We start from the raw sequence: 17,067 nt of genomic DNA on the forward strand, positions 1-17,067 counted from the left end.
AGGGATAAATGATTTAATTAAAGGAAACAGACGTTTCTCCGAATAACTCAATTACGCCATTTTTACTTTTATCGCCCCATTTATTCATTGCGAATATTTCGGTAGCAGTGTGCGTTATTGTTGAATCGGTTGCTGTAACAACAAGATGTTTTATGGTTAAAGGCTGGTTTTTGAAAACAGCTTCTTTTCCATTCACTATAATAAGAGGGAATTTCGGGAGGTTTTTTGCGTAATAGTAATCAAGCTTTTTAATACGCGGAGCTAACAACCTTACAGCCTTATCATTTGTTAAAGTTGCGTTCTTGCGATATGTTTCATTTTGAACTGACGCATTCGTTTTATTTATTGAGGGCAAACCAATTGTAGCTTTCTGTAATTTATTTGACGATACAATTTTTGGATATCCCATAATAATAATTGTGCCTGCATAATTGGGTTTAAACCTGATATCGCCTATCGGCTCAAACTTCTTGGTATAACCTTGTAAAGCAAAAATAGTGGTCATATAATATTGGCCGGGTGTTTTAGTTACCACACCCGTAAAAGACTTCATTGCACGGATGGTTTCCTCGTCGCATCCCGAACCGATTCCATTCAATACTTTTATATTAGTTATTTTATGGTTGGCATCTAATAAATATGATAGTATTACGTTGCCGGTTACCTGATATGCAAAGGCGGCTTGTGGGTATCGCACCGCCCGGGCCATGTAGTTGTATAAGGCTACATAAGCAGGGTCATACGGAGCGGGCGGGGTAAGTTTGGCTTCCTTATTACTACCCGGTAATGGCGGTGCGATTGCTAAGCCGCCTTGTGTTTTGTCGGATTTGAAAATAGACGTTACCCTTTTCTCAGCTTTAATTTTTGGCGGAGCTGGCGGCGAAGACGGCGGCCTTTTTGTTATTTGTTTTGGGGTAACAGGCGTATCGATCACAATATTTACGTCGCCAGATTTTTGATTGAAATTTTGCTTGGAAGATAAACGTTTAGCACTGGTTGCAATATATCCGGCAATTCTTACCTGTCCTACAAAGTCATTACGGCTTGCAATTTTGTACTCAATCTGTTTAGGCTCATTAATAGGGTGATCATCACCATCCACCAACATATAAGTCACCATCATTTTATAAGAGCCAGCAGCTTTTGGAAGTGCAGCTGCATAACTCTTAAGTGTTCTTACAGCTTCTTCGTCACAACCGGAGCCAATACCGTTTTCTACTTTTACGTCGGTTACTTTGTGCGTTTTATCTAATTTAAAGCTAAGCAAGATATTGCCGGTTACATTTTTATTACGGGCTACAGCCGGATAGCGGACATGTTTACCCATATAAGTAATCAGATTTAAATTATCCTGAGCTGTTGGTGGCGGGGGAAGCAACGGTACTTCTTTAACAACCGTTTTTGGTGGGGCTGGCGGTGGCGGAGGTAATTTATGTTTAATGGTATCAGGGAAAACCACCGATGGGTTAGCCCGGTTAGCTGCGCTATCTACTTCAATTATAACCACTATTAGTTTATGTTCTGTTAGCAGATAGCTGATATCCGTGGGTGTAATTGTGCCGACCAGATATTTTTTACGGCTCCCGTCTTTTTCTTTGACGGAAATATTATCTGAATAAAACGTCATATCTCCGTCTTTGATTTTCAGCCGTTTAACTTTGGGTTTTTCGGCGATGGCTTTCTTTGGCGTTAGGTCTACCCAGCCATAATCTTTAGCGAACGCGAGTGTGGACGCACAGAGCATCCCGCCGCAAAGCGGCAGCATTGCAAGGTATTTTAGCCTGGCTAACTTACCTGATCGGTTTTTGTTTAACATGATAATTCTCTTTTTTAAAAGGTTATAATTGAAAAATGAATGTGCAATTGTTGAACCTTGTATGCCATAGGCATTGTTCAATAAAAAAGAAGAGTAGGTGAGTGCATCACGCTCGTAGGCTGCCGTTTGCTCGTCGGCTATATATTCATGCACCGTTTTCAAGCTGCGTTGGGTAAGATAAATGAAAGGGTTAAACCAGTTGATCACCTTCAGCACCTCCAGCAGCATAATATCCCAGGAGTGCCTTTGACGGATGTGCACCAGTTCGTGCGCGATGATCGTATCCGACTGCGCAATATTGGTACCGATAAAAAGGTAATTAAAGAAAGAAAAGGCGGTGTTATCATTGGGCAGATGGATGATTTGACAGCTATTATCCAGCACTTGCTTGTCACTCCTCGATAGGCGGTAAAGTTGATATAATCTAAATGCGAATACTATTAATGCGATAGCCGCGCCAGCGAGGTACATATAAAACAAACCATCCTGCCAGGTAAAAGCGGGTGGTTCTGGCGGCGGCGGTGGTGGGGTAAGTCGCATCGTTGCAGCGGTATTAACATAAGCTGCCGACTGGTCAAATTCCAGATTTTCAGAAGGTTTTAGGACGCTCAGTTGCGTAACCGGAAGCACAAAAGCTATTACAGAGCTAAACAGCAAATAAATGCGGCTTAAGGTATAATGCGTTTCATTAGTTAAGAATAAGCAATAGCACAAATAAAATACCCCCAGGTAAATATTTGCCTCAGCAAGGTAGTGCAGCCAATTCATTTCTTTTTGTTTTTTAGTTTGTTGAGCAGCTCGGTCAGTTCGTCCAGTTCCTTTAGGCCCAGGTCCTTATCATCTGCAATGAACGATACCAGGCTTTTGTAAGAGTTATCAAAGTAATTGTTCATAAGCTTATCAAAAGTGAACTTCTTGTAGGCATCCTCGCTAACCAGCGGGAAGTACACGTGTGAGTTACCGTAGGCTTTGTGGTCGATAAAGCCTTTGCCTTCCAGCACCCGTACCACGGTCGATACCGTGTTGTAGGCGGGTTTTGGGTCAGGAATCTTGTCCAGGATATCCTTAACAATGGCTTCGTTCAATTGCCACAGTATCTGCATGATCTGCTCTTCGGCTTTGGTGAGTTCTTTAAGTGTCATAGCAAACTATTTTTATAGTTAGACTAGGGTAGAACTATTTTTATAGTTTGCAAACTATTTTTATAGTTTTTTTATTTTACATCAAACTCTATCCAAAAAAGTGGGAGCTTTTTAAATAAAATGCTAATTATTTTAGGATTATTTTTTACTTTAGGGCACACAATATCATGTCGTTACAACACCAACTTGCATTAACTTTTGTTCATAAAATAGGGCCTGTGCTGGCAAAATCGATGATCAGTCATTTCGGTGGCGAAGAAGCGATCTTCCGGCAATCTAAGGCAGTATTGGCGCAGGCACGCGGACTTGGCGCTAAACGGCTGGAACTTGCCGATTTTGATGAGGCTTTGCGCAGGGCCGAAACAGAAATGCAATTCATCGAAAAGAATAACATTGACGTTATTTACTATGCTGATGCCCGCTACCCCAAGCGCTTAAAAAATTGTAACGATTCGCCATTAGTGCTTTACGCTAAAGGGAACGCTAACCTAAACATGCACCGCGTTATTAGCATTGTAGGTACCCGCAATGCTACAGATTACGGACGAAACCTATGTAAGCAGCTGGTAGAGGAACTGCAGGAATATAATATACTGATAGTTAGCGGGCTGGCTTTAGGGATTGATACCGCCGCCCATCGCGAAAGTTTGCAAATGAACGTGCCTACTTTAGGTGTTTTAGGCCATGGTTACGATAAAATGTACCCGAGCCAAAACCGGGGTTTAGCACAAAAGATGCTGGAGAATGGCGGTTTGCTTACCGAATACCCATCCGGCACTGTTCCTAACCGCGAAAACTTTCCGGCCCGTAACCGGATTGTAGCCGGCATGGCTGATGCTACCGTGGTGGTTGAGGCCGGTTTGAAGGGTGGTGCTTTGATCACTGCAGAAATTGCTAACTCTTATAATCGGGATGTATTCGCATTCCCGGGCAGGTTGGGCGATGATTACTCGGAAGGGTGTAACTTCCTGATCCGTAATAATAAAGCTTCATTGCTTACCTGCGTAGCAGATCTGGCCTACAGCATGGGATGGGAAAAGAATAGTGATATGAAGGCCGCGCCTGAGCAATTGATGTTGCCAATAGACCTCTCGGCGCCCGAGAAAGCTATTTATGATATCATTCAGCAGCACAAAGCTCCTCTGGCTATTGATGACCTTTCGATAAAGGCGAATATGCCGGTTAGTCAGTTAGCGATGACCTTATTGGATATGGAGTTACAGGGTTTTATCCGGTCGTTGCCGGGTAAGGCGTATTGTATCAGTTAGCTGTTTTCGGGCGTGGAGTACCAGTCCAGGTCGCCGGTGTTGGCGCTGATGGTTTCCCACTCGTCAAACTCAAAGCTTATAGATGCGACGGTACAGGTGGGTACATCACGCATTTGCCCGGTAAGTAAAAGGAGCAGGTTGCTGATATCGGGGTTGTGACCAACCAGGGCAATATTGTCAAACCCGTCCGGGAATTTATTGATAATACGCAGTAGCTTTTGTTCGTTACCCTCATAAATAGCTGCGTTAGTCTTCGGTTTATCCAAGCCGAAAGTATCAGCGAAGATGGTGGCTGTAGTAAGCGCCCTTGCTGCTTCGCTACTGATGATCAGCTGCGGTACATGCCCCGTTTCCTTTACGGTAACAGCCATTTGTTTGGCTTCATCTAATCCTTTAGCACTTAAATGGCGGTAAAAATCGCCCTTTACAGATTCATGCAGGGCATTGGCGTGGCGTACAAGTAAAAGCGTTTTCATAATTGAATAAGGTAAATCAGGCGCGATTGTTTACAAATTCTGTTATCGGCCCCTCGGGAATTTCTTTCATACACTTAAAATGCCCCAGCGGGCACTTTTCCAACCCGAATTTTGAGCAGGGGCGGCAGCTCAGGTCAATCCCGGCAACAAAAACATCTTTTGCCATATAGGGTTGTACGCCCAATAATTCGGGCACGGTGCCTCCCCAAACAGATACGATGGGCTTCTTAAAAGCTTCGGCAATGTGGGTAAGCCCGGTATCAAAACCAATAATGGTTTGCGCTTTCGACACCAAAAACACCGACTCATCCAGCGAAGTTTTACCGCAGGCGTTAAAGATAGTTAGGCCGATAGCCGCCGCAATTTGATCGCCATTTGCTTTCACATCATCGCCACCCAGCAATACAACGGGCTGGTTAATTTCCTTGCAAATGCTAATGATTTTTTCATTAGGCATGCGCTTGGTAAAGTGGGTTGCCCCTATTACAAATGCTACAAAGCCGCTTTGGTGGGTGGTGGGGAGCAGGCTGGCCAGCTGATGATTGGCCTTGATATAGTAATCTATCGGTTGGCCATCGTTCGTAACGCCTAAAAACTTAACCGTTTCCATATAGCGATCGACCAAATGAGTAGGGGGCACCAGTTTTAAATGGAACTTTAAACTAAGCCATTTACGGATAGTTTGCTTTTTATAGGTGGACGATTCAATGCCTGTGCGTAATTTTATTAGGGTAGTGCGCAGGTTATTATGCAGATCGATTAGGTAATCGTAACCTTCCGCTTTGATTTCTGCAATCGTTTCTGCCAGTGTAGGTTTTAACAGCAGCAGTTTGTCAACGTAAGGGTTATTATCGTAAATGTATTTGAATGCAGGCTTGGTTATAAAATGTATTTCGGCATCAAGCAACTGCTTTTTAAGGCAACGTACAACGGGCGTTGTATAAATAATATCACCCATCGAACTGAAGCGGATAACCAGGATCTTCAAAATAATTAGTGAATTAGTGAGTTGGTGAATTAGTGAGTTAACCTTTGGCCCTTTACTTTTAACCTTCTTTTCTCTGTGCTTTGATCTTATTGATAATATTGGTTGAAGAGTGCCCTTCTACTAATGTTATGGTCTTCACCTCACCGCCGTTGGCTAAAACTTCTTTGGCTCCTGCTATATTTTCTACGGTATAATCAGCACCTTTTACCAACACATCGGGCAACACAGCAGTAATTAAATTCAGGGGAGTATCTTCTTCAAACACAACTACTGCATCTATAAAAAACATCGCGGCAAGCAGTGCCGCGCGGTTGGCCTGGTCATTTACCGGGCGGTTAGGTCCTTTCAATCGTTTTACAGATGAATCTGCATTTAAGCCGATGATCAGTTTATCACCTAATTCAGCCGCATTAGCCATGTAGGTGATGTGCCCCAAGTGTAACAAGTCAAACACGCCATTGGTAAACACTATTTTTTTACCCTCGTTTTTCCAGTCGCTTACTTTTGCAAGCAACGTGGGCAGGTCGGTAATTTTACTTAAAAGTGTTTGCTCCAGTTGGCTTTGCATCAATTGATTATTAAAATAAGTCGTCTACCGCCTTGCAAAGTATATGCCCAATCAGGATATGCATTTCCTGTATGCGCGCGGTAACATCAGAAGGGATAACGATATTCAGATGGCAAAGGCCGTTCATTTTGCCGCCATCGCGGCCACTTAAACCTAAGGTTTTGCAACCGATAACAGTTGCCGCTTCAAATGCATTTAATATACCCTGGCTGTTGCCGCTTGTAGAAATACCGATGAACAAGTCGCCGGGACGGGCCAAAGCCTCCACCTGGCGGGCAAATACGTGGTTATAGCCGTAATCATTCGCAATGGCCGTCAATGCAGATGTATCAACAGTTAACGCTATGCCCGGCAACGCTTTACGATCCTTTACAAAACGGCCGCTTAATTCGGCTGCGATGTGCTGTGCATCGGCAGCACTGCCGCCATTCCCCGCAGTAAGTACTTTGTTACCGCTGTTTATGGTGTCGGTAATCAATTTGCATGCCGCTTCTATATCGGCACCAAGTGTATCAATTACTTTTTGTATTAATTCCTGGTGTGCCTTTAATTCTTCAGTAACCATTAACCTTTTTGGTTTAAGCCTTCACTTTAGGCTTTTTAAATTCAAATACCTTTTTAATTTCATCCAAAGATAGCGCATTTAAGCACATTTCTTTATAAAGGCCGCCTTTACGCCCGGCAAGCACGCCAAACTTCATATCATGAAAGCCGCTTATCCGGTGGGCATCGGGGTTGATAGATAGTTTGACCCCTTTGCTTAGTGCATACGATTGCCAGCGCCAGTCCAGATCTAAACGTACCGGGTTAGCGTTTATTTCGATAACCACGTTATTGGCGGCACAGGCATCTATTACCTTTACGTAGTCAATATCGTATCCTTTGCGGCTTAATAATAACCTGCCGGTAGGATGGCCTAATATGGTAGTGTAAGGGTTTTCGATAGCTTTTATCAACCGCTCGGTAGCTTTGGCTTCGCTCATTTTAAGATTAGAGTGCACAGAGGCAACAATAAAATCAAAACGCTGCAGAATCTCTTCCGGATAATCCAGCGAGCCGTCATTTAAAATATCCGACTCGATACCTTTAAAGATATGAAACCCACTCAGCTTTTTATTCAGGTGGTCAATCTCCTCCTGTTGTTGTAATACGCGTTCGATACTCAAACCCTTTGCGTAAAATGCGCTTTTGCTATGGTCGCACATGCCCAGGTATTCCAGTTTCAGTACATCGCGACAGTATAGGGCCATTTCTTCGAGCGTGTTTACGCCGTCACTCCATGTACTGTGGTTGTGCAACGTTCCTTTCAGATCGTTTAAAACGATCAGGGTTGGGAGCGTATTGCTTTCGGCCTGTTCCATAAAGTTCTGGCCTTCACGTAATTCAGATGGCATCCATTGCAGGCCTGCCTTGTGGTATATCAATTCCTCGCTTTCAGGTTGCTCTAATCCGCCGGTAATTCTATCCATCACCAACGCAACATGCTCATCGCTGCCGGTGTTGATGAAAAGTTCTTTATAATACTCTGATTTATCTACGCAGATGATATCTACCAATAATCCGTTACTTAGTTCGCCGCCAATATGGTCGCCGTTTAAGGTTACGTTTTTTAAGATCTGTGATTTTGCCAGTGCATCGTACGCTATTTGCTGGTTAAGGCTACCCACTACGATCACCAATTCGCTGATGATCTCGCAACGCCTGCGCACCTCGCCAGCCACATGCTTTAATGCTTCCGGGAAGATGCCTTTAATCTCTTCTAACAACTGGTAAGCCTCAGCTTCTACCTGAGCGTATAAGAATTTGCCATTCCCGGCCATGCGGAATTCGATCACATTTTTGATCTCCTCCTGCGTTTTCAGGCCGAAGCCTTTGGCTTCGATCAGGCGGTTCTCATTACAGGCGTAGTAGAGTTCCCCTACATTTTCGATACCCAGGTCTTTCCAGATAATAGCCACCTTTTTAGCACCGATGCCCTTGATGCCCATCATTTCTACCACACCCTCCGGCGTTTGTGCAAGGATATCCTGCAACTCGGTCATGGTGCCGGTTTCCAGCAGTTCAGCTATTTTGGCCGCCAGGCTTTTGCCTATGCCATCAATTTTTTCCAGTTCTTCAACAGATTTACCGGCGATAGGGAAGGGCAGTTTATCTACCTTAAATGCAGCGTTTGCAATTGATTTGATCTTGAAAGGGTTTACCTCGTGCAATTCCATCAATTGCGACAGTAATCGAAGCGTACGCGCTATGGTTTTGTTTTCCATAATTTGGTTTGGCCGTAAAAATACAAATTGAGGTTTGAATAATTTTTTAATTATAAAAGCCGAATACAGTATATTTATAACAATTGACTGGCAAAATGTTAGATATCGACCAAAAAATATTCGACGAGAATTTATTGATAACAAAACAATATTGTGAGAAGCAATTACAGTTGCCTGTAAAAAATAACGCATCAGTGTTACGCTCTTTTAACCCGGAATATAATGGAAAGCCGCTTTTTTCTTTCGGCGTTGCAAGCCATAAACAGTATAGTTGGAATGAAACCGAATGGAGCATTGATCCGATTTTAGGTGGAAATGAGAATTTTTATGATGAACTTTTTAAAAAACAAAACGATTATAAGCGAACAGCTTTAAGCGAGAGCTTCAGCAATAAAGAAATATTAGGCAGGATATTGGTTGCTGAAATAGATAAGACTGTAATAGATGGAGCTTCGGAATCATGTTCAGATGGCTTTTTTGATGTTAACGATTGCCCTCCAATTGACACATGGTTTTACCTATTTAAAGATAAGAATGGGCTTGTTTTATTTGCATGGATCCCCTTACAGTTTATCGAATTAACGCAAAAAGCAATTGATGTAAATCCGATTGATTGCTTTAATTGGTTTGAAGGTGAGACTTATTTTTCGGAGCGAAATGCCGGTTATGAAAGAGCTTTAAATTATCGAAACGAAAATGCAGGGTGGTTTAAAAAATTAATTAAAAGGATTTTTTAGCTTTTGTTAGCTACAAAAAAAGCCACCCTAACAGGCAGCTTTTCCATTCAATATCTTACGAAACTTATTTGATCACCACATCATAAGGCATACGGGCCTGCGGGGTACGCATCATTTGGGTTACGCCTTTTATCTGCTCGTAGTAGCGGTAATTTTCGCCCAGTTCAGCCTTTACAAAATGGGCCTTTACTTCGGTACTTAAGCCTTCGCCAAATTTGTTAAGGATGCTTTTTTGCTCGGGGTAGGTTACCAGTTTGTATTCTTTCAGGTTAGCTTTTTTAGCTGCCGATTTTACAGCATCGTTAATATTGCCCAATTTATCTACGAGGCCAATCTTTAACGCCTGGCTGCCCGTCCATACGCGGCCTTGTCCAATACTGTTGATGTAGGCTTGTGTTTTGCCACGGCCGTCGGCTACTGCTTTGGTAAAGGCGTCATAACCGTGGTTAACGCTCTTTTGCAAAATAGCGCGCTCTTCAGGTGTTAACGGGCGACTCACATCTCCCAGGTCGGCAAATTTGCCGGTCTTTACACCATCAAAGGTGATACCCAGCTTATCGTTAAATAGTTTTTGCAGGTTAGGCAACACCGCGAAGATGCCGATAGAACCAGTAATGGTATTGGGCTCGGCGTAAATAGAATCGGCAGCACAGGCAATATAATAACCACCAGATGCAGCCACATCGCCCATAGAAACGATAACTGGTTTAACTTTTTTAGTGAGCATTACCTCGCGCCAGATCACATCTGATGCCAGCGAACTTCCTCCCGGCGAGTTTACGCGTAATACTACCGCTTTCACTTTATCATCAAGTCGCACTTTGCGGATCGCTTTTGAAATAGCTTCAGAGCCGATACTGTTATCGTCGCCGTCGCCACCATTGATCTCGCCCGATGCATAAACTACAGCGATGCGGTTTTTTGTGGTGCCCGCTTCTTCATTGTCTTTTTTTGCGTCACTTTTCATATAATCGGCCAGTTCAACACTGTGCAGATCTTTTTTTTCAGTTATGCCGGTACGGGTCTTCAGATCGGCTAGTATCTCATCCTTGTATTTAAGGCCGTCTACCAGTTTGTATTTTAAAGCGTCTTCCGGCTCCTGAATGGTGCCGTTGTTGGCTAAGTTGAATAACGAATCTTTGTTGATGTTACGGTTTTTGCTGATGCCGGTAAGGAAGTGATCATACATCGATCCTAAGTACGATGTTACCTGCAAACGGTTGGCATCGCTCATTTTGGTTAAAAAGTAAGGCTCGACCGCGCTTTTGTAGGTGCCTACTTTGATGATCTGCGCTTCGATGCCTAATTTATCCAGCGCGCCTTTCAAAAAGGTGATCTCGGAAGCAAAGCCGCGAAACTCGAAAATCCCTTTCGGGTTAATGTAAACTTTATCGGCAACGGATGCCAGGTAATAAAATCCCTGTGTATAAATTTCAGAATAGGCTACCACAAATTTACCCGACTTTTTGAAGTCGATAAGTCCATTACGGATCTCTTCGGTAGTGGCCTGGCCGCTCATCATGTAGCTTTCATCCAGGAAAATACCTTTTATATTATCGTCTTTTTTAGCTTTTTTGATCGAAGCAAGGATGTCATTCAGGCCGATAGCTTTCTCGCCGTCGAGCCCTAAAAAACTTAAACCGGCAAAAGGGTTATTGGGTGTGCGCTCGTTAACGGGGTAAGCGATCTTGATATGTAGGATGGAGTTGGCGTCTACCTCAACAGCTTTATCGCTGCTGGCAACAGATATGATGCCTATGATCACAATTATGGGGATAATGCTGGCTATGATGATACCAACAACGGTAGCGAATACAAATTTGAAGAATTGTTTCATTAACTATTATAAATCGTTATATATGCAAACTTAGTAATTACGCACGGGATAATGTTAAGAGCCTCATTCATAATATTTGTTACAACATGATTGATGTTTTTTTATTGTTGGGTAGTAACCTTGGCAACCGTATTGAATATCTTGAAAAGGCTGTTGAACTGATAGCGCGGGACGTAGCGCCCATAAGCAGATCATCGGCGTTATACGAAACGCAATCATGGGGTAAAACAGATGAACCCGACTATCTTAACCAGGTTGTTGAATTGCAAACCGGGCTATCAGCGCAAGCCTTACTGCAAAAGGTTTTAGCAATTGAGATAGCGATAGGCCGCACGCGCCACATCAAATGGGGCTCGCGGGTGATAGATATCGATATTTTGTTTTATGGCGATGCTGTTATTAACGAGCCGGGCCTGGTTGTACCGCACCCGGAACTGCACAACCGCCGGTTTACTTTAGAGCCATTAGTGGAGTTGGTGCCGCATTTAATACACCCTTTGTTAAAAAAGAATATTTTGCAGTTAAAAAGCGAACTAAAAGACGACTTGATTGTAAATAAATTATAATTTTGAATTATAAACCCTTACGATGTCTGATAGCTTACCAAACCCCGATCTTGATCTTTCATTCTTGTACGAAATTGCCGATGGAAGCGACGAATTCATCGTTGATTCTATCACCATGTTTTTAGATCAAACCCCACAATTGTTAGATACGATTAATAGTGCAATAGCTGCGCAAGATTGGGCTACGGCGGCTTCGGCATCACATAAATTAAAACCCAACCTGGGCTTTTTTGGTATGCCGCAAAGCCAGGCCAATATACAAGAGGTGGAAATACTTTGTAAAGCCGGCGGGGCAGATCCTACAGATATTACTGCAAAGTTTAACAATGTTAAAAGCGTGGTTACATCAAACCTGGGCGAATTGGAGAAGATAAAAGCAGAAAAAGAAGCGAACCTGTAGCATATAAAACACTGTTTGATAAAGGACAAAAGATAGAATTAAAAGAGAAAGGCAACCGTTTTGGTTGCCTTTCTCTTTTATATGAAAATGTCTTTATAAGTCTTTACTCGTAGTGCAATTAAACTAATGGCTCTAACTTAAAGCTATAGCTCTCCATAATAAGGTTGGCTAACAGGTTTTTGCAGGCCTCGTCAACTTTGGCAGTGGCAGCAGCTTCACTATCCGCCTCGATTTCTAACGTGATATGCTTGCCGATGCGGATGTTCTGAATTTCTGACAAGCCCAGGTTTTTCATGCTACCGGTAACTGCTTTTCCTTGCGGGTCAAGAATTTCTTTTTTAGGCATTACGTCTATTTCAGCCAGGAACTTTGTCATTTGCGAATTTTAGTTGAATTAAAGATAGGGTGATGTACATAATGATAACCACCGGAACTGCCGCAAATTTAAAAAATAGAATGAGTATTGCCGAAAATAACAGCAAGATATAGCGATAAAAGTTTTTGTTGAAATCGCGGTTCTTGAACTTGAGCGACATCAAGGGCAGTTCGGCAACTAACAGTGTACACATTACAACAATAAATACTGTTAAACCGTAGGGGTTTAAAATGTAGGGGGCCACGCTTTGGTGCTGTTCCAGGATGAGCGGGAAGGATGCGATCAATATGGCGTTAGCTGGCGTAGGCAAGCCGATAAAACTGTCGGACTGGCGTACATCTGTATTGAATTTAGCCAGCCTCAATGCCGAGAACACCGGCAGTAAAAAGGCAATGTAATTTAACCAGGGGCTAACGGCAGGGATCTGCGGACCCTGGCTAAGCAATTCATACATGATTACTGATGGTAAAACGCCGAAACTTACCATATCTGCCAGTGAATCCAGATCTTTACCAATGCCTGAGAAAGATTGCAGCACACGGGAGGCAAAGCCGTCAAAAAAATCAAATATGGCAGCTAAAAAGATGGCGTAAGCTGCAAAAATAAGGTTTTCCTGAAAGGCGAATACAATGCCTATACATCCGCTGAATAAGTTAGCACACGTTATGGCATTAGGAACATGTTTTCTTACACGTGTCTTCATCTGTTTATGAAGGTATCATATTTTCTTGAAAAATGCATGAAGTTATACATAACATCGTGTTAAATATAACTCCACATTCATTAAGATATTATGAATTCATCGATATCAAAAATTCCTCGTTTGTTTTGGTGCCCCTGATCTGCGCCTGTAAAAACTCCATTGATTCCTGCGAGTTCATATCTGCCAGGTGGTTACGCAATATCCAGATGCGTTGTAGCGTATCGCGGTCAAGTAACAAGTCGTCGCGACGGGTGCTCGATGCGGTAATATCAATAGCAGGGAAGATGCGTTTATTAGATAGTTTTCTATCCAGTTGCAGCTCCATGTTACCGGTACCTTTAAACTCTTCAAAGATAACTTCGTCCATTTTAGAGCCGGTTTCTGTTAACGCAGTTGCGATAATGGTTAACGAGCCGCCATCCTCAATGTTACGGGCAGCACCAAAGAAACGTTTAGGCTTGTGCAATGCATTTGCATCCACACCACCTGATAAGATCTTACCGGATGCCGGGGCAACGGTGTTATAAGCGCGGGCAAGGCGGGTGATGGAATCCAACAGGATAACCACATCATGACCACATTCTACCATACGTTTAGCTTTCTCTAAAACGATATTGGCAATTTTTACGTGGCGTTCTGCCGGCTCATCAAAAGTTGACGATACTACTTCGGCACGTACGCTGCGGGCCATATCGGTAACCTCTTCCGGGCGCTCATCTATCAAAAGGATAATAAGGTAAACTTCCGGGTGATTTTTAGCAATTGCGTTAGCCACATCTTTTAACAACATGGTTTTACCCGTTTTAGGCTGCGCTACGATCAAGCCACGCTGACCCTTACCAATAGGGGAGAACAGATCCATGATACGGGTAGAATAATTACCGGCGTCGGTGAACAGGTTCAACTTCTCTGACGGGAAAAGTGGCGTTAAGTGATCGAAGGGAACACGGTCGCGCACTTCGGCGGGTATGCGGCCGTTAATGGCCTCAACGCGTACCAACGGGAAATATTTTTCGCCTTCCTTTGGCGGGCGGATGCTGCCGCGAACGGTATCGCCGGTTTTTAAACCGAATAGCTTTATCTGGCTCTGTGATACGTAAATATCATCGGGAGAGGTTAAATAGTTATAATCTGAAGAGCGCAGGAAACCGTAACCATCGGGCATTATTTCTAACACGCCTTCGTTTACAATTACGTTATCAAAATCAAGGTTGATCGCTTCCTGGTTTTTTTGCTGGCCATTTGCACGGCGGTCAAATTTTTGAGGGCGGGTTTCTGTTGATGCGGGCTGGTCGGCCTGCTCTGTCCTAACCGGTTCAGTGCTCTCTGTGGTAGATTCCTGTGCAGCAACGGGTTGGGTAGCAAAATTCTGAGGCGGGTTATTCTGCAGCTCTTCTTCAGCATCTGCTTCCTGCTCAAAAAGGTTTGTGTCATTTAAAGGCACCTCTACACGGGGCTGGTCTTTAGTTTTTACAACGCGTGTTCTTTTACGGGTTTTTTCGCCGCTATCTTGTGTTTCGGCAGCAGGTGCGTCAGCAGTTTTTTCAGAGTAGTTATTATTAACAACATCGTTTTGATTTCTGGCGGCTTCTATGAGTTGTTGTTGTCCAACAATCGCGGTTATCAGTGCGGCTTTTCTCAGCTCGTCTGCTTCAGCAATTCCTAAACTTTTGGCAATATCACGCAACTCAGAAACGAGTTTGTCGTTCAATTCGATTGTATCAGACATGTTATGAAATGTAGTTCAAAAGGAAATTTAAATTTGAAAAAGAAATTGTTGTTGTCCCTGTAATGCAAAATTAGCCCAGGCAAGTATTAGAAATTGTAATAAAGTTGGATCAAATTGTTTCTTTAGTGCAAGAAATGCAAGGGAAAACATTGCAATTTTACATAAATATTCTTGAATTGCAAATTTATTAAAAAATAATAAGCTATTCGCCCTATTTTTTTGATTTTTGCCACCAACTAAAGTATACCTTATGATATCACGCCACCAGCTTATAGAACAGATCAAACTCAAGAAATCATTTTTGTGTGTGGGGCTGGATACCGACATAGATAAGATCCCTGAATTTTTAAAACAATACCCCGACCCGGTTTTTGAATTCAATAAGCGCATTATTGATGCTACAAAAGATCTTTGTATCTCCTACAAGCCAAACGCCGCCTTTTATGAAAGCCGTGGTTTAAAAGGTTTGCAAAGTTTGATCTCCACCTATGAATATTTGCCTAAAGATTGCCTTTCTATTATAGATGCCAAGCGGGGCGATATCGGCAATACATCTGATAATTATGCCAAGGCATTTTTTGATGAGGAGGCATCCGGTATGGGTTTTGATGCCATTACTGTTACGCCTTATATGGGTAATGATAGCGTAACGCCCTATTTAAAGTACGATGGTAAGTGGGTAATTATCCTGGCCCTTACCTCATCTGTAGGGAGTAAAGATTTCCAATACCTGCCAACCGAAGGGGGCTACCTTTTTGAGCAGGTAATTCAAAAGGCCAACACCTGGGCAGGTGCTGATAGGCTGATGTTTGTTGTTGGGGCAACCAAAAGCACAGAGTTTACTAATATCCGTAAGTACGCCCCTGATAATTTTTTACTGGTGCCTGGTGTAGGTGCACAGGGTGGCAGTTTAGAAGAGGTATGCAAATACGGCATGACCAAAGATTGCGGACTGATTGTAAATGCGTCCCGATCTATTATTTATGCAAGCGGTGGCGAAGATTTTGCCGATGCCGCAAGGGCTGAGGCTTTAAGTTTACAACAGCAAATGCAGGTGGAGTTGGAGAAAGCCGGAATAATTTAGATTACATATGATATCAGAAATTGAACAACAGTCATTTGATTTCGACTGGTTTTTTACCGACGGAACCAATATTGAATTTGCTGCCTCTGGTGGAGGCAAACTTCCATTGACCATATCAGTTTCACGACTAGATTTCGATATTGTTTCAACATATTTCAATACCAGAACTCGTATCTGCGATGCGGTTATCAATCCGAAATAAGTACATTATATATGGATGATGAAACGTATTTGAAGTGTTTTATTGAATTTGCAGAAAAAGGTTTGTTTGCTTTCGATAAAACAATGCTTAATAATTTTTCTGACACGGACTTTCATTTGGTGGCGATTCCAACGAATCCGTTGACAATTGAGGATCTTCCTATTGATATTCACAAAATCCTAATTAAAACTCATTTCAAACAGCCTATAAACTTAGATTTTGATCTTCGTCAGTTAGGCATGATTTAATAAAAAGTCGAAATAAAACACAAAGCCCTGCAAATTGTATGCAAGACTTTGTATATGAGTTTACTAATCACTATTTATGGCCTTAGCTTGCCTTCAATAGAATCATCTAAAGTTTTACCGAGGGCCGCACCTACTAATTGTTTAGCGAAGGCTACGGCGTTACCGTGTTTGTTATCCCAATAGTAACCTTCGGTAGGCGATACTTTAATAACCGAGATACGTGGATCATCTACACCTTCCGTAAACCAGGTTTTTAACAGGGGCTCCCATAACTCTTTGATTTTTTCTTTGTCCTCGCTAATTTCTGCTATGCCGTAAACGTTCAAAAAGTCGGAATACTTGGAGCCTTGAAATAATAACTGTACCATAGGGTCGCGTTTTATTTCTTCGTTCTTGTGGCTGTCATTAGCACTCAGGAACCATAAGTCGCCGTTATCATCTACCTTTTGCGGCGACATTGGGCGGGTAGAGAAAGGTAAACCCGTTTTGATGTTACTGCAAAAAAAGCAGCTTACGCCCTCGGCCATTTCCTTTAATTTTTTCCAGGCGGCGTTGCCTTCCAGGTTCTCGAAATTGTCTTCGGGTTGTTGTTGATTTATGCTGTCCATAATGGTTAGTTTATATTATTAAAATGATAATATATTAACCAGAAGGAAAAGGATT

General features: G+C 42.7%; 19 protein-coding genes. 7 read left to right on the forward strand and 12 right to left on the reverse strand.

Annotated elements, in window-relative coordinates:
* Positions 1-13 precede the first annotated feature (13 nt).
* Positions 14-2,584, reverse strand: a complete 2,571-nt coding sequence (locus IDJ76_RS17575; protein WP_191165022.1) for an energy transducer TonB — start codon at positions 2,582-2,584, stop codon at positions 14-16.
* Entirely contained in the window at positions 2,581-2,958 is a 378-nt protein-coding gene (locus tag IDJ76_RS17580) for a BlaI/MecI/CopY family transcriptional regulator (RefSeq protein ID WP_191165024.1), read from the reverse strand. Before IDJ76_RS17580 ends, IDJ76_RS17575 begins: the two co-directional genes overlap by 4 nt.
* Before the next feature lie 167 nt (positions 2,959-3,125).
* Between IDJ76_RS17580 and dprA the strand changes: the two genes are divergently transcribed.
* Positions 3,126-4,226, forward strand: a complete 1,101-nt coding sequence (gene dprA, locus IDJ76_RS17585; RefSeq protein ID WP_191165026.1) for a DNA-processing protein DprA — start codon at positions 3,126-3,128, stop codon at positions 4,224-4,226.
* Here the strand turns inward: dprA and IDJ76_RS17590 are convergent.
* Genes IDJ76_RS17590 through IDJ76_RS17610 form a run of 5 tightly spaced genes read right to left on the reverse strand, consistent with a single transcriptional unit; the run spans position 4,223 to position 8,522 of the window.
* Positions 4,223-4,702 (reverse strand): SixA phosphatase family protein, encoded by a 480-nt coding sequence (locus IDJ76_RS17590; RefSeq protein WP_191165028.1) that lies wholly within the window; start codon positions 4,700-4,702, stop codon positions 4,223-4,225. The two genes, dprA and IDJ76_RS17590, sit on opposite strands and share 4 nt — an antisense overlap.
* A gap of 16 nt (positions 4,703-4,718) precedes the next feature.
* Entirely contained in the window at positions 4,719-5,690 is a 972-nt protein-coding gene (locus IDJ76_RS17595) for a glycosyltransferase family 9 protein (protein ID WP_224746393.1), read from the reverse strand.
* A gap of 58 nt (positions 5,691-5,748) precedes the next feature.
* Positions 5,749-6,258, reverse strand: a complete 510-nt coding sequence (gene rfaE2, locus IDJ76_RS17600; RefSeq protein ID WP_191165030.1) for a D-glycero-beta-D-manno-heptose 1-phosphate adenylyltransferase — start codon at positions 6,256-6,258, stop codon at positions 5,749-5,751.
* A gap of 10 nt (positions 6,259-6,268) precedes the next feature.
* Complete coding sequence (locus IDJ76_RS17605; protein ID WP_191165032.1) at positions 6,269-6,823, reverse strand: D-sedoheptulose 7-phosphate isomerase; 555 nt, start codon at positions 6,821-6,823, stop codon at positions 6,269-6,271.
* 13 nt (positions 6,824-6,836) lie between these two features.
* Positions 6,837-8,522 (reverse strand): DNA polymerase/3'-5' exonuclease PolX, encoded by a 1,686-nt coding sequence (locus tag IDJ76_RS17610; protein WP_191165035.1) that lies wholly within the window; start codon positions 8,520-8,522, stop codon positions 6,837-6,839.
* A gap of 95 nt (positions 8,523-8,617) precedes the next feature.
* Between IDJ76_RS17610 and IDJ76_RS17615 the strand changes: the two genes are divergently transcribed.
* A complete protein-coding gene (locus IDJ76_RS17615) occupies positions 8,618-9,259 on the forward strand; it encodes a hypothetical protein (RefSeq protein WP_191165037.1) in 642 nt (213 codons plus the stop codon).
* 64 nt (positions 9,260-9,323) lie between these two features.
* On the opposite strand, the gene sppA is transcribed toward IDJ76_RS17615, so the two are convergent.
* A complete protein-coding gene (gene sppA / locus IDJ76_RS17620) occupies positions 9,324-11,096 on the reverse strand; it encodes a signal peptide peptidase SppA (RefSeq protein WP_191165039.1) in 1,773 nt (590 codons plus the stop codon).
* 86 nt (positions 11,097-11,182) lie between these two features.
* On the opposite strand from sppA, the gene folK reads away from it, so the two are divergent.
* Together folK and IDJ76_RS17630 are read left to right on the forward strand one after the other, a co-directional pair.
* A complete protein-coding gene (folK, locus tag IDJ76_RS17625; RefSeq protein WP_191165041.1) occupies positions 11,183-11,662 on the forward strand; it encodes a 2-amino-4-hydroxy-6-hydroxymethyldihydropteridine diphosphokinase in 480 nt (159 codons plus the stop codon).
* 22 nt (positions 11,663-11,684) lie between these two features.
* Positions 11,685-12,062: an Hpt domain-containing protein gene (locus tag IDJ76_RS17630; RefSeq protein ID WP_191165044.1), complete on the forward strand. Its 378-nt coding sequence runs from the start codon at positions 11,685-11,687 to the stop codon at positions 12,060-12,062.
* Positions 12,063-12,180: 118 nt separating this feature from the next.
* Here IDJ76_RS17630 and purS read toward each other — a convergent pair whose 3' ends face one another.
* The 3 genes from purS to rho form a co-directional block, all read right to left on the reverse strand.
* The gene (purS, locus tag IDJ76_RS17635; protein WP_191165046.1) at positions 12,181-12,438 is read right to left on the reverse strand and encodes a phosphoribosylformylglycinamidine synthase subunit PurS; all 258 of its coding nucleotides are present in this window, start codon (positions 12,436-12,438) and stop codon (positions 12,181-12,183) included.
* A complete protein-coding gene (gene pssA / locus IDJ76_RS17640; RefSeq protein ID WP_191165048.1) occupies positions 12,419-13,141 on the reverse strand; it encodes a CDP-diacylglycerol--serine O-phosphatidyltransferase in 723 nt (240 codons plus the stop codon). Before pssA ends, purS begins: the two co-directional genes overlap by 20 nt.
* Before the next feature lie 88 nt (positions 13,142-13,229).
* Positions 13,230-14,870, reverse strand: coding sequence for a transcription termination factor Rho (gene rho / locus IDJ76_RS17645; RefSeq protein ID WP_191165050.1), 1,641 nt, complete (start codon positions 14,868-14,870; stop codon positions 13,230-13,232).
* A 253-nt stretch (positions 14,871-15,123) separates the two neighbouring features.
* Between rho and pyrF the strand changes: the two genes are divergently transcribed.
* The 3 genes from pyrF to IDJ76_RS17655 are packed head-to-tail and all read left to right on the forward strand — an operon-like array spanning position 15,124 to position 16,404.
* Positions 15,124-15,954, forward strand: a complete 831-nt coding sequence (pyrF, locus tag IDJ76_RS17650; protein WP_191165232.1) for an orotidine-5'-phosphate decarboxylase — start codon at positions 15,124-15,126, stop codon at positions 15,952-15,954.
* A gap of 7 nt (positions 15,955-15,961) precedes the next feature.
* Positions 15,962-16,156, forward strand: a complete 195-nt coding sequence (locus tag IDJ76_RS20870; RefSeq protein ID WP_224746395.1) for a hypothetical protein — start codon at positions 15,962-15,964, stop codon at positions 16,154-16,156.
* Positions 16,157-16,167: 11 nt separating this feature from the next.
* Entirely contained in the window at positions 16,168-16,404 is a 237-nt protein-coding gene (locus IDJ76_RS17655; RefSeq protein WP_191165052.1) for a hypothetical protein, read from the forward strand.
* A gap of 74 nt (positions 16,405-16,478) precedes the next feature.
* On the opposite strand, the gene IDJ76_RS17660 is transcribed toward IDJ76_RS17655, so the two are convergent.
* Positions 16,479-17,012, reverse strand: coding sequence for a pyridoxamine 5'-phosphate oxidase family protein (locus tag IDJ76_RS17660; protein WP_191165054.1), 534 nt, complete (start codon positions 17,010-17,012; stop codon positions 16,479-16,481).
* Positions 17,013-17,067: the final 55 nt, after the last annotated feature.

Origin of the sequence: Mucilaginibacter glaciei, from assembly GCF_014773245.1 — a bacterium.
Taxonomy (GTDB): domain Bacteria; phylum Bacteroidota; class Bacteroidia; order Sphingobacteriales; family Sphingobacteriaceae; genus Mucilaginibacter; species Mucilaginibacter glaciei.